General features: G+C 64.6%; 16 protein-coding genes and 1 pseudogene. 12 read left to right on the top strand and 5 right to left on the bottom strand.

Annotation, left to right across the window (positions count from 1 at the left end):
* Window positions 1-144: 144 nt before the first annotated feature.
* Window positions 145-958 (bottom strand): annotated as a pseudogene (locus tag AB8Z38_RS15210) (hypothetical protein).
* Window positions 959-1,284: 326 nt separating this feature from the next.
* Between AB8Z38_RS15210 and AB8Z38_RS15205 the strand changes: the two are divergent.
* The 3 genes from AB8Z38_RS15205 to AB8Z38_RS15195 all read left to right on the top strand — a co-directional run bounded on the left by AB8Z38_RS15205 (window position 1,285) and on the right by AB8Z38_RS15195 (window position 2,689).
* Window positions 1,285-1,827 carry a hypothetical protein gene (locus AB8Z38_RS15205; protein ID WP_369725907.1) on the top strand — a complete coding sequence of 181 codons (543 nt, stop codon included), beginning with the start codon at window positions 1,285-1,287 and terminating at the stop codon, window positions 1,825-1,827.
* Window positions 1,828-1,890: 63 nt separating this feature from the next.
* Window positions 1,891-2,244, top strand: coding sequence for a hypothetical protein (locus tag AB8Z38_RS15200; protein WP_369725906.1), 354 nt, complete (start codon window positions 1,891-1,893; stop codon window positions 2,242-2,244).
* Between the two features lie 16 nt (window positions 2,245-2,260).
* Window positions 2,261-2,689: a hypothetical protein gene (locus AB8Z38_RS15195; RefSeq protein WP_369725905.1), complete on the top strand. Its 429-nt coding sequence runs from the start codon at window positions 2,261-2,263 to the stop codon at window positions 2,687-2,689.
* 57 nt (window positions 2,690-2,746) lie between these two features.
* On the opposite strand, the gene AB8Z38_RS15190 is transcribed toward AB8Z38_RS15195, so the two are convergent.
* Entirely contained in the window at window positions 2,747-3,211 is a 465-nt protein-coding gene (locus AB8Z38_RS15190) for a hypothetical protein (RefSeq protein WP_369725904.1), read from the bottom strand.
* Window positions 3,212-3,219: 8 nt separating this feature from the next.
* Window positions 3,220-3,438 (bottom strand): hypothetical protein, encoded by a 219-nt coding sequence (locus tag AB8Z38_RS15185; protein WP_369725903.1) that lies wholly within the window; start codon window positions 3,436-3,438, stop codon window positions 3,220-3,222.
* Between the two features lie 185 nt (window positions 3,439-3,623).
* Between AB8Z38_RS15185 and AB8Z38_RS15180 the strand changes: the two genes are divergently transcribed.
* Complete coding sequence (locus AB8Z38_RS15180) at window positions 3,624-3,917, top strand: antibiotic biosynthesis monooxygenase (protein WP_369725902.1); 294 nt, start codon at window positions 3,624-3,626, stop codon at window positions 3,915-3,917.
* Between the two features lie 100 nt (window positions 3,918-4,017).
* Here AB8Z38_RS15180 and AB8Z38_RS15175 read toward each other — a convergent pair whose 3' ends face one another.
* On the bottom strand, window positions 4,018-5,463 hold the full coding sequence (locus tag AB8Z38_RS15175; protein ID WP_369725901.1) for a short-chain fatty acyl-CoA regulator family protein: 1,446 nt from the start codon (window positions 5,461-5,463) through the stop codon (window positions 4,018-4,020).
* A 219-nt stretch (window positions 5,464-5,682) separates the two neighbouring features.
* Between AB8Z38_RS15175 and AB8Z38_RS15170 the strand changes: the two genes are divergently transcribed.
* From AB8Z38_RS15170 to AB8Z38_RS15160, 3 genes are all read left to right on the top strand, one after another.
* On the top strand, window positions 5,683-7,317 hold the full coding sequence (locus tag AB8Z38_RS15170; protein ID WP_369725900.1) for an isocitrate lyase: 1,635 nt from the start codon (window positions 5,683-5,685) through the stop codon (window positions 7,315-7,317).
* 22 nt (window positions 7,318-7,339) lie between these two features.
* Window positions 7,340-7,546, top strand: coding sequence for a hypothetical protein (locus AB8Z38_RS15165; RefSeq protein WP_007595122.1), 207 nt, complete (start codon window positions 7,340-7,342; stop codon window positions 7,544-7,546).
* Window positions 7,547-7,735: 189 nt separating this feature from the next.
* Window positions 7,736-8,290 (top strand): hypothetical protein, encoded by a 555-nt coding sequence (locus tag AB8Z38_RS15160; RefSeq protein ID WP_369725899.1) that lies wholly within the window; start codon window positions 7,736-7,738, stop codon window positions 8,288-8,290.
* A 100-nt stretch (window positions 8,291-8,390) separates the two neighbouring features.
* Here AB8Z38_RS15160 and AB8Z38_RS15155 read toward each other — a convergent pair whose 3' ends face one another.
* A complete protein-coding gene (locus AB8Z38_RS15155) occupies window positions 8,391-9,284 on the bottom strand; it encodes a metallophosphoesterase (protein ID WP_369725898.1) in 894 nt (297 codons plus the stop codon).
* Between the two features lie 110 nt (window positions 9,285-9,394).
* On the opposite strand from AB8Z38_RS15155, the gene AB8Z38_RS15150 reads away from it, so the two are divergent.
* The 5 genes from AB8Z38_RS15150 to AB8Z38_RS15130 all read left to right on the top strand — a co-directional run bounded on the left by AB8Z38_RS15150 (window position 9,395) and on the right by AB8Z38_RS15130 (window position 13,477).
* On the top strand, window positions 9,395-9,886 hold the full coding sequence (locus AB8Z38_RS15150) for an NUDIX domain-containing protein (RefSeq protein WP_369725897.1): 492 nt from the start codon (window positions 9,395-9,397) through the stop codon (window positions 9,884-9,886).
* Window positions 9,887-9,934: 48 nt separating this feature from the next.
* Window positions 9,935-11,086 carry a hypothetical protein gene (locus AB8Z38_RS15145; RefSeq protein WP_369725896.1) on the top strand — a complete coding sequence of 384 codons (1,152 nt, stop codon included), beginning with the start codon at window positions 9,935-9,937 and terminating at the stop codon, window positions 11,084-11,086.
* A complete protein-coding gene (locus tag AB8Z38_RS15140; RefSeq protein ID WP_369725895.1) occupies window positions 11,083-12,018 on the top strand; it encodes a glycosyltransferase family 2 protein in 936 nt (311 codons plus the stop codon). Before AB8Z38_RS15145 ends, AB8Z38_RS15140 begins: the two co-directional genes overlap by 4 nt.
* 51 nt (window positions 12,019-12,069) lie before the next feature.
* Window positions 12,070-12,594 carry a GNAT family N-acetyltransferase gene (locus AB8Z38_RS15135; RefSeq protein WP_369725894.1) on the top strand — a complete coding sequence of 175 codons (525 nt, stop codon included), beginning with the start codon at window positions 12,070-12,072 and terminating at the stop codon, window positions 12,592-12,594.
* 112 nt (window positions 12,595-12,706) lie between these two features.
* The gene (locus AB8Z38_RS15130; protein WP_369725893.1) at window positions 12,707-13,477 is read left to right on the top strand and encodes an IclR family transcriptional regulator; all 771 of its coding nucleotides are present in this window, start codon (window positions 12,707-12,709) and stop codon (window positions 13,475-13,477) included.
* Window positions 13,478-13,580: the final 103 nt, after the last annotated feature.

Below are 13,580 nucleotides of genomic sequence, written 5' to 3'. Positions count from 1 at the left end.
TATGCAGATCGAGCCCCGGCTTGGCAATTCCCGGCCGCGCGTCATCCGCAGCTTCCGGTTTACAAAACAAAAAGGCCGCGCTGGGGAGCGCGACCTTTGCCGTGATGATTGGGGTTGGTTGGCGCGAGGGGCGCTAGCTCCGCTTCACTTCAGCGAGGCCACCGGTCCGCTGGAAGCCGCCGCCGGATCGGGGTCGAAGCCGAACACGCCGACCAGATATTTGTAATAGTCCGGCATTTTTTTCCTTGAGCGCTTCGCGGGTCTTGGGGTCGTGGAATTCGCTTTTGCCGGCCAGGAAAATGCTGGCCGTCACGGCAAAGAATTCCATGGGATTCTTCAGCGCATAGGCTTCCTTGGGCAGGAAGTCCTTGGACTTCGCGTAAGCGTAATAGCTGATCACGCCCTTGTTGGCGTAGCCGTCCGGCAACAGCCGCGCGTGATAGGCGTGCAACATCTCGTGGAGCAGCACGGCTTCCTTCTCGTAACGCATCATGTCCGGCCGCACCATGATCACGCCGAGCCCCGAATCGACCGCGAGGTCCACGGCGTTCGGATTGGTCCAGCGCTGCTTGTCGTGATCCCACACCGTCAGCGTCCGTGGCGCCGTGCGCTGGATGTCCGGCGTGACCCGGCCGTAGCAGGCGGTGGCGGCGCCTTCGTCGAGACAGGCCAGCTCGCTCGCGATGATCGGGACGGTACGGAAGAAGCGCGTCACGCGCGGCGAAAGGCCGACACTCTCCACGACGTCGATCTGGCGTTTCAGATTTTCGGTGAGCTTGTCGACATCCTTGCGGTCGGAGTTCTCCGACAGGTCGAACATGTAGCCGCGGTAGCTCTGGAATCCGGGCGGCAGCGCCTGCGCGGCATCGGCGGATGCAGCCTCGGGTGAGCCGGCATTGGATGGACTGGCGAAGAGCGTGCCGACGACGGTCGCAGCCAGCAGCAATGCAACGCGCATGATGAACCCCCTGATGTCACTTCACGCGGCAGGATAAGCCGCCGTTGTTTGCGAAAAGTGAGTAGGGCGAGACTAAGGCAGCGATGTTGAGGCGTGCTTAATGGCTGGTTGCAGACCGCTGGATGCGGGTTAGTCCCGGGTTAACCAAGCAGGAGCATCAGCCGCTGCTCAGGAGCGTCGAGATCGACGGAACGCATCGTCGTAGCGGCTACTTCAATGCAACGCGTTTCGTGCATAGCCGGTGCAAATGCCGTCGGAACGTTTCGTATGCTTGCCACTTTATCCCACGCCTGTTTTGGCAATTTGAAAATTGGAGGAGATGGGACATGAGGATCCTGAAATTGTCTGCGGCCGCAGCGGCGCTGCTGGCCGGTACTGCACTCGCGGTCGCGCAATCGAGTTCGACGGTTGGAACGGGCGGCAGCTCGGCCGGCGGCGGCACGAGCAACTCGACGATCGGCACCGGCGGTTCGTCAGCGGGCTCCGGTAGCGGCTCCGGCTCGGCTTCAACGCTCGGCACCGGTGGCTCGTCCGCGGGCGGTGGCACCAGCAGTTCCACGGTCGGCACGGGCGGCTCCGCGGCCGGCGGCGGCACCGGTTCCGGTTCGGCTTCGACGCTCGGCACCGGCGGCTCCTCGGCGGGTGGCGGCAAGAGCTCGTCGAGTCTAGGCACCGGCGGCTCCGCAGCGGGCTCGGGATCGAACTCCGCTTCGACTGTCGGCACCGGCGGCTCGTCCGCGGGTGGCGGCAAGAGCGGCTCGACAGTCGGCGCAGCCGGCTCATCCGCCGGCCATGCTGGCGACATGGGCATGGAAAAGGGCAAAGGCCACCACAAGGATGAGATGAAGAAGGACAAGGACAAGGACTGACGCCTTGGTCCAAAGGGAGCGGCGGCAATGCCGCTCCCTTCATCTCTGTTGGAGGAGAACGCAATGAACAAGTCGAGCATTGCGATCGCGGTGATCGCCCTGATGGGCAGCACTGCTTTTGCGGAGACCATGGAAAAGACCGGCAAGAACGCATCGGGCCAGACCTGCAAGGTGACCGTCGAAAAACATCCTGACGGCAGCATCACCGCACTCGGTTCGTCTGGCTCCGGCACGACTGGATCGAGCTCGTCGGCTGGGTCGTTGTCGAGCTCGAGTTCGGCCGGAGGATCGTCGGTGCATGTCCAGGCCGGCGGCGGCAACGTGTCGAGCTCGTCATCGACGTCAGGTGGGCCTGGTTCGACCAGCGCCAGCACAGTCACTGTCAATGGCTGCACGATTTCGACATCGTCGCCTTGAACAAGAGGATTGATTCATGAAAACACTTATCACGGCCTCGGCGGTCGCGCTTCTGCTCGCCGCCTCCTCGCCGGTCTTTGCGCAAACCAGCATGACGGGCGGCACCGGTGGGTCCGCGGCTGCCGGTGGCACCTCGGCCACCACGCTCGGCACCGGCGGCACCTCGACTTCGGCGTCCGGCCGCACCGGCTCCTCGATTGCGGCCGGCGGCAGCGCGGCGGCAGCCAATGGCAAAGCGCAGACCGGCACCAGCATGAACAAGGGCAATGGCCCGGTGCTCAACGCCAATGCCCGCGCGCAGGCGCATGAGGGCGGCACGTTCAGCCGCTCGCACACGCGCACCAAGGTGAAAGCGGGTGAGCAGGTCGGTTCGACCACCAAGACCATGTCGCATGTGCCGGGCTCCAAGCCGAGCATGTCGACGACATCGACGACGGTTCGCTAGTCCTCACGACACTGCTGCCCGATGCTTCGGGCAGCTTTTTTGTACCTGCCCCGGACTTCAACCGCCATGCAGGGTGTTGCTGATCCTGGTCACGACACTGTCCCACTGCCGTTTCTGGTCCGCCGGGTAGTTGATCAAAACGCAATGCACGTAGCGGCCGGAAAAGTTGCAGCGGTCGTACCAGATCACGTCGCGTTTGACGCTGGAGACCACGAAGAAGCGCGGGGTGATGCGTTTATAGACGATGCCGGATGGCGGATGTTTCCGCGCGAGGAACGCTGCCGGCGACTCGCCGGTTCGGGGCACCGCCTGCACCGTGAGATCCGCGCTGCCGTCGGCCGAGCGAAACCGCTGCCCATAGCCGTCCGGCTTGCCGGCCTCTTCGGCGAAAATGGAGCCCGGAATGTCCACCGCGGTGCCCGTTTCCGGAATGCGATAGGTGGTCCAGCTCGCGGCATGTGCGGCGTGAGAGGCGCAAAGCAGGAAAGCAACTGCAGCAAAGCCCGTTTCAATTCTCATCATTGACCTCATCATGACCGCGGCGCGAGCTGGAGCTCAATCAGCGCAATCCGCTCGAGCACCGCGACATCGCGCTCGCCCGCATTCGCCGTGCGGAGGATGGATTGGGCAAGTACGTCGACATGCCCGGCATGGACCGGCTCGGGCAGCGTTGCGATCGCAGCTGTCAGCGCAGCGCTCATGATCTCGATGACCTCGGGGGAGAATTCCGCATTTGAAAAGTTCTTCATCGCCCGACCGGCGGTACATCACCGCACGCAGCTCGTCGGACAACATTGGGAAAAAGCGGAAGTTCCAACGTCAATGGCAGACAGCAGTGCGCGTCGACAACTGCGCACGCAAGCGTGGATCGATCCGCTGCTTCGGCGTAGGATCGCAATTGGGCGCCGGGCCCACACGCAGCCGGGAGGATCCCATGTACGCCGCCATTCGTCAGGCCAAAGCCAAAAGCGGGAGCGCGGAAGAGCTGGCGCGCCGCATCAAGGACGGCGCCGTTCCCATCATCAGCGACGTCGAGGGCTTTCGCGCCTATTACGTCGTGTATGCCGGCGACGATACGGTCACCGCGATCTCGATCTTCGACAAGTTCGAGCAGGCGGAGGAGGCGAACAGGCGTGCCATCGCCTGGATCGAGAAAGACCTCGGTCCGCTGCTCGCTGGAGACGCGCGCGCGGTGGCGGGGCCGGTGATCGTGCATACGCTGGCGTAGGAGGCGGTCGCAGCGCTCTCCCCGCGTCGTCCCCGCCTTCGCGCCGGGACGACAGCGAGATTGTGGAGCGCGTTTGCCGGCAAACGCCCATCGTCCCCGCTTACAACTCCCGCGCATTCGAGAACGCGAACGAACTCACCCGCCGCGTCGTCTCGTCCAGGATCAGCGTACGCGTGATTGGCGGCTCGGCGCGCTGGGCGCAGTTTTCGCGCTCGCAGAGGCGGCAATTGACGCCGATCGGCGTTCCTTCCGCCTTCTCCAGATCCATGCCGCCTGCATAGACCAGCCGCGATGCGTGACGGATTTCGCATCCCAATCCGATCGCGAAGCGCGGCTGCGGCAGCGGGTGCGGCGCGACCGGCCGGCGCACCATCTGCGCGATCGAGAAATAGCGCGTGCCGTCGGAGAGCTCGATCACCTGCTTCAACAGGCGATCCGGCGTGTCGAAGGTCGAATGCACGTTCCAGAGCGGACAGGTGCCGCCGAACTTCGAGAACGGAAACGTGCCGGACGAAAAACGCTTCGAGACGTTGCCGGCGTTGTCGACGCGGAGCAGGAAGAACGGAATACCGCGCGCGTTCGGCCGCTGCAGGGTCGTGAGCCGATGACAGACCTGCTCGAAGCCGGCATTGAAGCGCTGCGCCAGCAAATGGATGTCGTAGCTGAGCGCTTCGGCAGCGGCGAGGAACGCCGGATAGGGCATCATCACGGCGGCGGCAAAATAGTTGGCGAGGGTGATGCGGAACAGGCGGCGGGGCGCGTCGTCGAGCGGGCCGGCGCGGCCGACAATGGTCTCCAGCTGCTGCGCGGATTCGCCAAGCCCAAGCTGGAAGGCGAGCTGGAACGCGCGGCCCGGCGGGTCGACCAGTTCGGAAATCAGGAGCTGGCGGCGATGGCGGTCGAAACGGCGCAGCGTCTCGCGCATCACGTCCACCGGCATGATGCGGGTCTGGATCGAATGTTTTTCGCGCAATCGCGCCGCGAGCGCCGCATAGAGCTCTTCCGCCGGCACGTTCAACTCGTCGCGCAAATTCTCCGCGGCCTGCTCGAGTTCCGGAAAATAGTTGCGGTTGGCCTCGATCAGCTCGCGCACACGCTCGACCGGATTGGCCTCATAGCGCGTACCGACGTCGCGGTCGGCCATCTGCGCCGCGGCCAGCGTCTCGCCCTGGCGCGCCTCGGCATAGGCCGCGTAGAGCCGCTGCAGCGCATGGGTGACGCCGGGGCAGAGTTCGGCGAGGTCGCGCAGCTCCTGCTTGGGCACGTCGATCTGGCGGAACAGGGGATCGGAAAAGATCTCGTTCAGCTCGGCGAAGAAGCGATCCTCATCGGCGGTCGCGAGATCACGCAAATCGAGGTCGTAGGTCTCCGCGAGCCGCAGCAGGATCTGCGCTGTCACCGGGCGCTGATTGCGCTCGATCAGGTTGATGTAGCTGGGCGAGATCCCGAGCCCCTCGGCGATCTGGGTCTGCGATAGCCCCAATTGCTGCCGGATCCGCCGGAAACGCGGGCCGACGAACAGTTTCTTCCCGGAATCGGCGGCCATTTGGGGTCTCCAAGGGCGTTAAAGACAGACGTGCTGACCTATGTAAATTACAATCGTTACAAAGTGACATCTATTACATGTACTGATGTTACATGACATCACCATTCAAGTACAAGACCTCTATACGAACTTCCTGTTCTCGCGTTTAGCTCTCGCCATGCATTTCGCAATGCACTGTCAAGTTTGTCGACAGTGACGAAGACTGAAGGGATCACGGACATGAACTTCCAACCGCGCGGGATCGACCAGGGCATTCAGGCACCGGCGTCGTATCAGAGCCAGATCGAGGCGGCCGAAGCGCTGCTCAAGACCAAGGACACCTGGAACGGCGTGACCGCTGAGGCCGTGGCCCGCATGCGCCTTCAGAACCGCTTCCAGACCGGCCTCGATATCGCCCGCTACACCGCGGCGCTGATGCGTGCCGACATGGCCGCCTATGATGCCGATCCGACCAAGTACACTCAGTCGCTCGGCTGCTGGCACGGCTTCATCGCCCAGCAGAAGCTGATCTCGGTCAAGAAGCACTTCGGCACGACCGACCGCCGCTATCTCTATCTCTCCGGCTGGATGATCGCAGCACTGCGCTCCCAGTTCGGACCGCTGCCCGACCAGTCCATGCACGAGAAGACCTCGGTGCCGGCGCTGATCGAAGAGCTCTATACCTTCCTGCGTCAGGCGGATTCCCGCGAGCTCAACGACATCTTCCGCAACCTCGACAAGGCGCGCAAGGAAGGCGACAAGACCCGCGAGAAGGAGCTGATCGCGAAGATCGACAACTTCCAGACCCATGTCGTGCCCGTCATCGCCGATATCGACGCCGGCTTCGGCAATGCCGAGGCGACCTATCTGCTCGCGAAGAAGATGATCGAGGCGGGCGCCTGCGCGCTCCAGATCGAGAACCAGGTCTCCGACGAGAAGCAGTGCGGCCATCAGGACGGCAAGGTGACCGTGCCGCACGAGGTGTTCCTGGCCAAGATCCGGGCCTGCCGCCACGCGTTCCTGGAGCTCGGCGTCGAAGACGGCATCATCGTGACCCGCACCGACTCGCTCGGCGCCGGCCTCACGCAGCAGATCGCCGTCAGCCATAAGCCGGGTGATCTCGGCGATCAGTACAACAGCTTCCTGGACTGCGAGGAAGTGACGGCGGAGAACGCCCGCAACGGCGACGTCATCATCAACCGCAACGGCAAGATGCTGCGTCCGAAGCGGCTGGCGAGCAATCTCTACCAGTTCCGCCCCGGCACCGGCGAAGACCGCTGCGTGCTCGACAGCATCACCTCGCTCCAGAACGGTGCCGACCTGCTCTGGATCGAAACCGAGAAGCCGCATATCGAGCAGATCGCCAAGATGGTCGATCGCATCCGGAAGGTGGTTCCGAACGCGAAGCTGGCCTACAACAACTCGCCGTCGTTCAACTGGACGCTCAACTTCCGTTGGCAGGTCTACGACGCGATGAAGGAAGCCGGCAAGGACGTCAGCAAGTACAACCGCGCCGACCTGATGAAGCCGGAATACGACGAGACGCCGCTGGCCCTTGAAGCCGACGAGCGCATCCGCACCTTCCAGGCCGACTCAGCCAAGCGTGCCGGCATCTTCCACCATCTGATCACGCTGCCGACCTATCACACGGCAGCTCTCTCCACCGACAATCTCGCCAGGGAGTATTTCGGCGAGCAGGGCATGCTCGGCTACGTGAAGAATGTTCAGCGCCAGGAGATCCGTCAGGGCATCGCCTGCGCCAAGCACCAGAACATGGCCGGCTCCGACATCGGCGACGACCACAAGGAGTACTTCGCCGGCGAGGCCGCTCTCAAGGCGGGCGGCGCCCACAACACGATGAACCAGTTCGGCTAAGTCGGGTAACAGGAGACTGACAATGACCAACAGCAATTTCTGGGTGATCGGCGGCGAGTTCGGCTCGATGAACTTCCACAAGCTGGTGGAAGGCTCGGCCCAGGTGCAGGGTCCGTTCAAGACCCGCAAGGAAGCCGAGGATGCCTGGCGCTCGGTTTCGGAAGAGAACCGCCACAAGGCCGGCGTCCGCTTCTCGATCGTGGAAGAGCCGTCGCGGGTCTCGGCCTGACGGCTGCCTGACTGAACAAGAAGACGTCCAAGGACGGAAGGTCCCATCCGGCGCAAGCCGGGTGGGATCGTCTGTTTTTGGCACACATCAACCGCCTGTGGGCGCCGTAAGTATCTGGAATGATACGCCCTTTGCGGGCGTTGTGGTTGCTGCTAGGTTAACGGAGGAAAGTCGAGGACGAGGCCGACAATGTCAGAGCCTGAGACCAGTGGGACCCATCCCAGCCAGCCGCGCCCGGTGCGGCTGCGCGATGCGCTGCTGCGCGCGCGGATCGAGGCCGCCGATCGCACCGGTGTCGTCGTCGATTTGCGCGACGCCGAAGTGGCGCGGCTCGAGATCCTCAACGATGCGCTGGATCCGTTGTTCGCGCAGGTGCCCGAGCAAATCGACCTGTTCGACCGCGGCATCAGCCAGGGCGACACGCCGCGGCTCTGGATCGACGTCGTCGCACACGTGGTGATGGGGCGCGACAAGCGGATGTACCGCTTCGTCCAGGACACCCGCTTCGGCCGCATCGTGCTCGCCGAATCGCATGACACCTCCGTCATCGTCGACGCCGTCACGGACTATGTCGCCCGCCGCATGATCGAGCGCGAGCATGCGATGGTGATCCCGCCCGAGCCGAAACCCGTATTGGCCGCGCCGCCGCGCCGCTCGCGCGTCTGGCCGTTCGTGCTCGGCTTCATCCTCGGTGCCATCGCCTTGTTCGGGATCGCCCTGCTTGCCGCCTTGCGGAGCTGGTGAGAAGCCTCCGCCGTCATTCCGGGGCGATGCGTCAGCATCGAACCCGGAATCTCGAGCTTCCGGGTTCATGCTTCGCATGCCCCGGAATGACGGCCCTGCTTCAAATCAACCGCGCGCGCTTGATCTCCCGGACCTGCAATCCATGATCCAGGCTCCGCACCACCTGCTCGCAGCGCCAGCCGGCATTGTCCTTCTCGATCGCGAACAGGTTATACGCCGCTGCCGGATAGCGCCCGTGCGCCAGCGCGGAGGCCGACGGCACCCCGACCGCGGGAATGTTGCCGTTGGGGCCTTCGAACCACATCGTCGAATGAACGTGGTCATGCCCCTGCAGGACCAGCTCGACGCCGTGGCGCTTGAGCAGCGCCAGCAGCGCGGCGGAATCGGTCAGCCGCTTCTGCCATGCGCGGGACTTCAGCGGATGATGCACCAGCAGCACGCGAAACACGTCTTCGGCCGCGAGCTGCTCGAGCACGCCTGCGAGGGCTGCAAGCTGCTCGCGCCCGAGCGTGCCCGTTGCCATCAAGGGCAGCGTCGGCACGGCGCTGGACAGGCTGATCAGTGCGGCCGGCCCGCGGCGGCGTATCGCGGGAAAGCCGGTGCTGCCGTCGTCGCCGGCCAGATAGGGCGCGAAACTCTCGCCGAAGCGGTGGCGCGTGGCGCGGACATAGGCGTCGTGATTGCCGGGAATCGTGGTGACGCGGTCGGGTGGACCGACGCTGTCGAGCCAGGCGCGCGCCGGCGCGAACTCCGCCTCCATCGCGAGATTGACGAGATCTCCGGTCACCGCGATGTGGTCAGGCGCTTGCGCCTTGATGTCGGCGACGAGCGCGTCGAGCACCTCGCGGCGCTGGTATTTGTGGCGGTTGCGCCTCCAATTGACATAGCCGAGCGCACGCTTGCCCGCGAGTTCGACCAGCCGCGGCGTCGGCAGCGGCGGCAGATGCGGATCGGACAGATGGGCGAGCGTGAAGGGGGCCGTCAAAGGTGCCATGGCGCGCGATTGCCTCGCTATTCCATTGCTGTAATGGCAAGGTCGCGGGCGACGCGCAAGGAAAGCCTGCAAGCGAAGCCTGCCAGGGCCTGAAGGGGAGCGCATCGTTAATGGCGAAGCGCCTGGACAAGATCCGACGGAGATCTGAGCCGCTGCTGCGGCGCGTCTTCCACGCCTATTTCCTGCTCGTCCGCGGCATGACGCTCGGCGTCCGCGCGGTGGTGCTCGATGCCGACAACAAGGTGTTTCTGGTCAAGCACAGCTATGTCGACGGCTGGTATCTGCCCGGCGGCGGCGTCGACCATGGCGAGACCATGGAGCAGGCGATGCGCCGCGAGCTCAAGGAGGAGGGCGACATCGATCTCACCGGCGCGGCGGAGCTGCACGGCATCTTCCTCAACAGCCACGTCTCCCGCCGCGACCATGTCGCGGTCTACGTGGTCAGGCATTTCCGGCAGGACAAGTTGCCCGCGCCGAACCGCGAGATCATCGAATGCGGGTTCTTCGATTGCGCCGCGCTGCCCGACGGCGCAACCCCCGGCACGCGGCTGCGGATCGCGGAAGTGCTGGACGGCAAGCCCGTGATTGCGACGTGGCGTTGAGGGCGGGCTGTGGTAGTAACTCGCCCCGAAGTGCGCCTCGGAAACCGGATGACAATCGTAAAACTCGCCTTCGGCCTGATCTGCCTTGCGATCCTCGCCAGCAACATCGTCACGATGTCGCGCTGGAGCGAAGCGCGCGGGGTCTATGACGACATCTGCTATCTCCGCCAGGCGCATCTGTTCCAGCGCTTCGGCGCCGATGGGCTGAACACCGACGCGGCACGCGACGATGATCGCTATTTCGAAGGCAAGATGAAGCAGATCGGTTTCGCGGAAGGGGCGGATCCTGCGCGCTGGCCCTGTCACAATCCGATGCCGAGCGGCAAGGTCGTGCTGCAATATCCGCCGGGCACCGGATTTCTGCTGGCGTTGTTCCCGCAGGGCCACCAGGTGGTGCCGCTCTATGTCGCCGCGAGCCTGATCGTGTGCGGCCTTGCGCTATCAGGCATTGCCATGGCACGGACGCTGCCGTCGGTCCTCAGCGCGGGTCTGTTCGGCGCGCTCGCCGTTTACCTGATGATCAATCCGGCCAAGGCGAGCTATTCGGTCGCACCGACCATGGCGCTGTGCGCCCTCGCAGGCCTCCTGACGGCGCTGTGGTTGACCAGGGACAGGCGCAGCCTCTTGTTGATTGCGCTGATCGGTCTCCTGCTCGGCGCCTCCGTCAATTTCAGGCTGCCGAATGCGCTGCTCGCGGCCGGCTATTTCGTGTTCTTCGGCATTTCCTTCGCGTGGCCGCGCAAGTTTGCCACTTTGGTGCAGGGCCTCGGCTTCGCGGCCGGCGTGCTCGTCGGCATCGCGCCGACCCTGATCGCGCAGGCCATCAATGCCGGCAGCCCGCTGGCGACGACCTACGGCAGCGCCGACGTGGTCGCACCGGGCTTCGACCTTGCCGTGCTCGGTCACTATCTGCACGACATGCAATTCGTGCTGATCGTGCTCGCGATCGGGTCGACCGCGTGGCTGTTGCCAAACGGTGAGGTGAGAACACGGCAGGTGGCCCTCCTCGTCGCCGGCAATCTCCTCGTCAACCTGATCTTCTTCCTGACCCACCCGATCTTCACGCCCTATTACGTCGTGCCGATCGCGATGCTGTCGCTCTGGACTGTCTCGTTCGCCTGGCTGATGCAGCCGGATCACGCGCGACAGGCCGCGCCGCTTCGGAGCGCATCGGCGAGGCTCGGAGTGCTGCAGCGATGATGTCAGCGCAACCTCGCATCGCGGTGCTGGTGCCCTGCTACAACGAGGAGGCGGCGGTCGCCAGCGTCGTCGCCAGCTTCCGCAGGGCGCTGCCCGCGGCGGAGATCTACGTCTACGACAACAATTCACGCGACCGCACCGCTGCCGTCGCGCGGGACGCCGGCGCGACCGTGCGCAGCGAGCGGCGGCAAGGCAAGGGCCACGTCGTGCGCCGTATGTTCGCCGACGTCGAGGCCGACATCTACGTGCTGGTTGACGGCGATGCCACCTACGATGCGCCGAGCGCGCCGCCCATGGTCGACAAGCTGCTCGACGAGCATCTCGACATGGTGGTCGGGCTTCGCATCGACCAGTCGCAGGCGGCCTACCGGCTCGGCCACCGCACCGGCAACCGCATGTTGACCGGCTTTCTGTCCTCGACCTTCGGACAGGAATTCAAGGACATCCTGTCGGGCTACCGCGTGTTCTCGCGCCGCTTCGTCAAATCCTTCCCCGTGCTCTCCGATGGTTTCGAGATCGAGACCGAGCTCGCGGTCTATGCGCTGGAATTATCGCTGCCGGTCGCGGAGGTCGAGACGCCCTATTACGCGCGGCCGGAGGGCTCGTTCTCCAAACTCAACACCTGGCGCGACGGTTTTCGCATCCTCGGCACCATTCTGAAGCTTTATCGCTCGGAGCGTCCGCTGCGCTTCTTCTCGGTCATTGGAGTTCTGCTGGCGCTGGCCGCGATCATCCTCGCGATCCCGATCGCGATCACCTTCATCGAGACCGGCCTCGTGCCGCGGCTGCCGACCGCCGTGCTGTCGATGGGATTGATGATCATGGCCCTGCTGTCGGTGTCCTCGGGGCTCGTGCTCGATACCGTGACGCGGGGACGGCGCGAGATGAAGATGCTGGCCTATCTGTCGCAGCCGTCGCCGAAACGGAACTGACATGCACTCCCATGGACGGCCAGGGGTCCAGATGCTATTCCGCGATCCAATATGAGCGATCTCTCACTCACCATTCGTCCCGAATCCGCCGGCGACGCCCAGGCCATCGAGCGCCTGCACGAGCGCACCTTCGGCCCCGGCCGGTTCGTGCTCAGCGCCTATCGCATCCGCGAGCACGTCGATCATCTGCTCGACGTCTCCTTCACCGCCCGCATCGGCACGCTCCTGGTCGGCTCCGTCCGGCAATTGCCCATCCTGATCGGCGCGACCTCGGCGCTGCTGCTCGGGCCGCTCACGGTCGAGCCGCCGTTCCGCAGCCGCGGCGTCGGCCGCCTGTTGATGGAGCGCGCGCTGAAGGTCGCCAGGGAAAATGGTCACCGCCTCGTGCTGCTGGTCGGCGACGAACCCTATTACAGCCGCGTCGGCTTCAAGGCTGTGCCCAAGGGCCGCGTCACCATGCCGGGCCCGGTCGATTCGGCTCGCATCCTGGTGCTCGAGCTCGTCGACGGCGCCTTCGAGGGCGTCTCCGGCAAGGTCGCTCCCGACTGGAGCAAGGCGCGCGGGTCCCAAGTCTGAGCTTTACCAAGGCTGAGGCTTTATTCCGAACGCGGAAAGCCGGACACGCTATGCCGTCGGCGCGGTTTATGCCAAAACCGCCGCTGCGCAGCTGACGAAGGACATTTGAAGTTTGGCCGCATCCAGGAAGGGCACCTCGCCCGCGGAACGCCAGAACGGGATTGATCGGACCATCGATCTCCTGGAAGCCCTGCTGCATTTGCGCGCGCCCTCCAGGCTCAGCGACCTTGCGAAGCAGATGGGCGCGCCGCGCTCGACGGTCTATGCCATCGCCAACCGCCTGATCGAGGCGGACCTGCTGGAGAGCGTCGGCGAGGGCGGTCAGGTCTATTTCGGCAAGGCGGTGCATCTCTACGGGCGGGCCTATGCGGAAGCCAATCCGCTGCATCGCCGCTGCCGCGAAGCCCTCGACCGGCTGGCGACCCAGCACAGCGCCACCGCGCAACTCTGCGCGTTGCGTGGTCGCAAATATGTGGTGGTCGATACGCGAGACGGCTCGGGCCTGTTCCGGATCACGACGGATGTCGGGATCGAGGTGCCGCTGCCGTGGACTGCATCCGGCAGGTTGCTGCTCGATCATATGAGCCCGGCAGAAATCCGCGCCTTCGTTCCGAAAGAGGATTTTCGTCTTCCGGACGGCCGCGTCCTCGATGTCGACGATTTCGTCAAGGACGTCGCACGCGCGAGACGCGAGGGCAAATGCGTGACGACGGCGCTGTCCGATCGGTTCACGTCGTGTCTTGCCGCCCCGATCCGGGACAAAAAGGGTGTTGCGGTCGCGACGCTCTGCTTCGTCGTTCCCGCGGACTCGCTGAAGGACCGCAGGACTGCGCTGCTGGACGACCTCGTCGCCACCGCAACCGAACTCTCGGATCGAAACTAAACACAGTTGGCCGGCAGCGCGACGGCTGATGCACCGGCATCGGGGCCTCGCGCGTGGTCGCGCGTGCTGGCGGCGGGCCGATGGGCCTCGCATGTCCGCTCTT

Origin of the sequence: Bradyrhizobium sp. LLZ17 (genome assembly GCF_041200145.1) — a bacterium.
Classification (GTDB): domain Bacteria; phylum Pseudomonadota; class Alphaproteobacteria; order Rhizobiales; family Xanthobacteraceae; genus Bradyrhizobium.
This window is presented reverse-complemented; position numbering and strand designations above follow the sequence as displayed.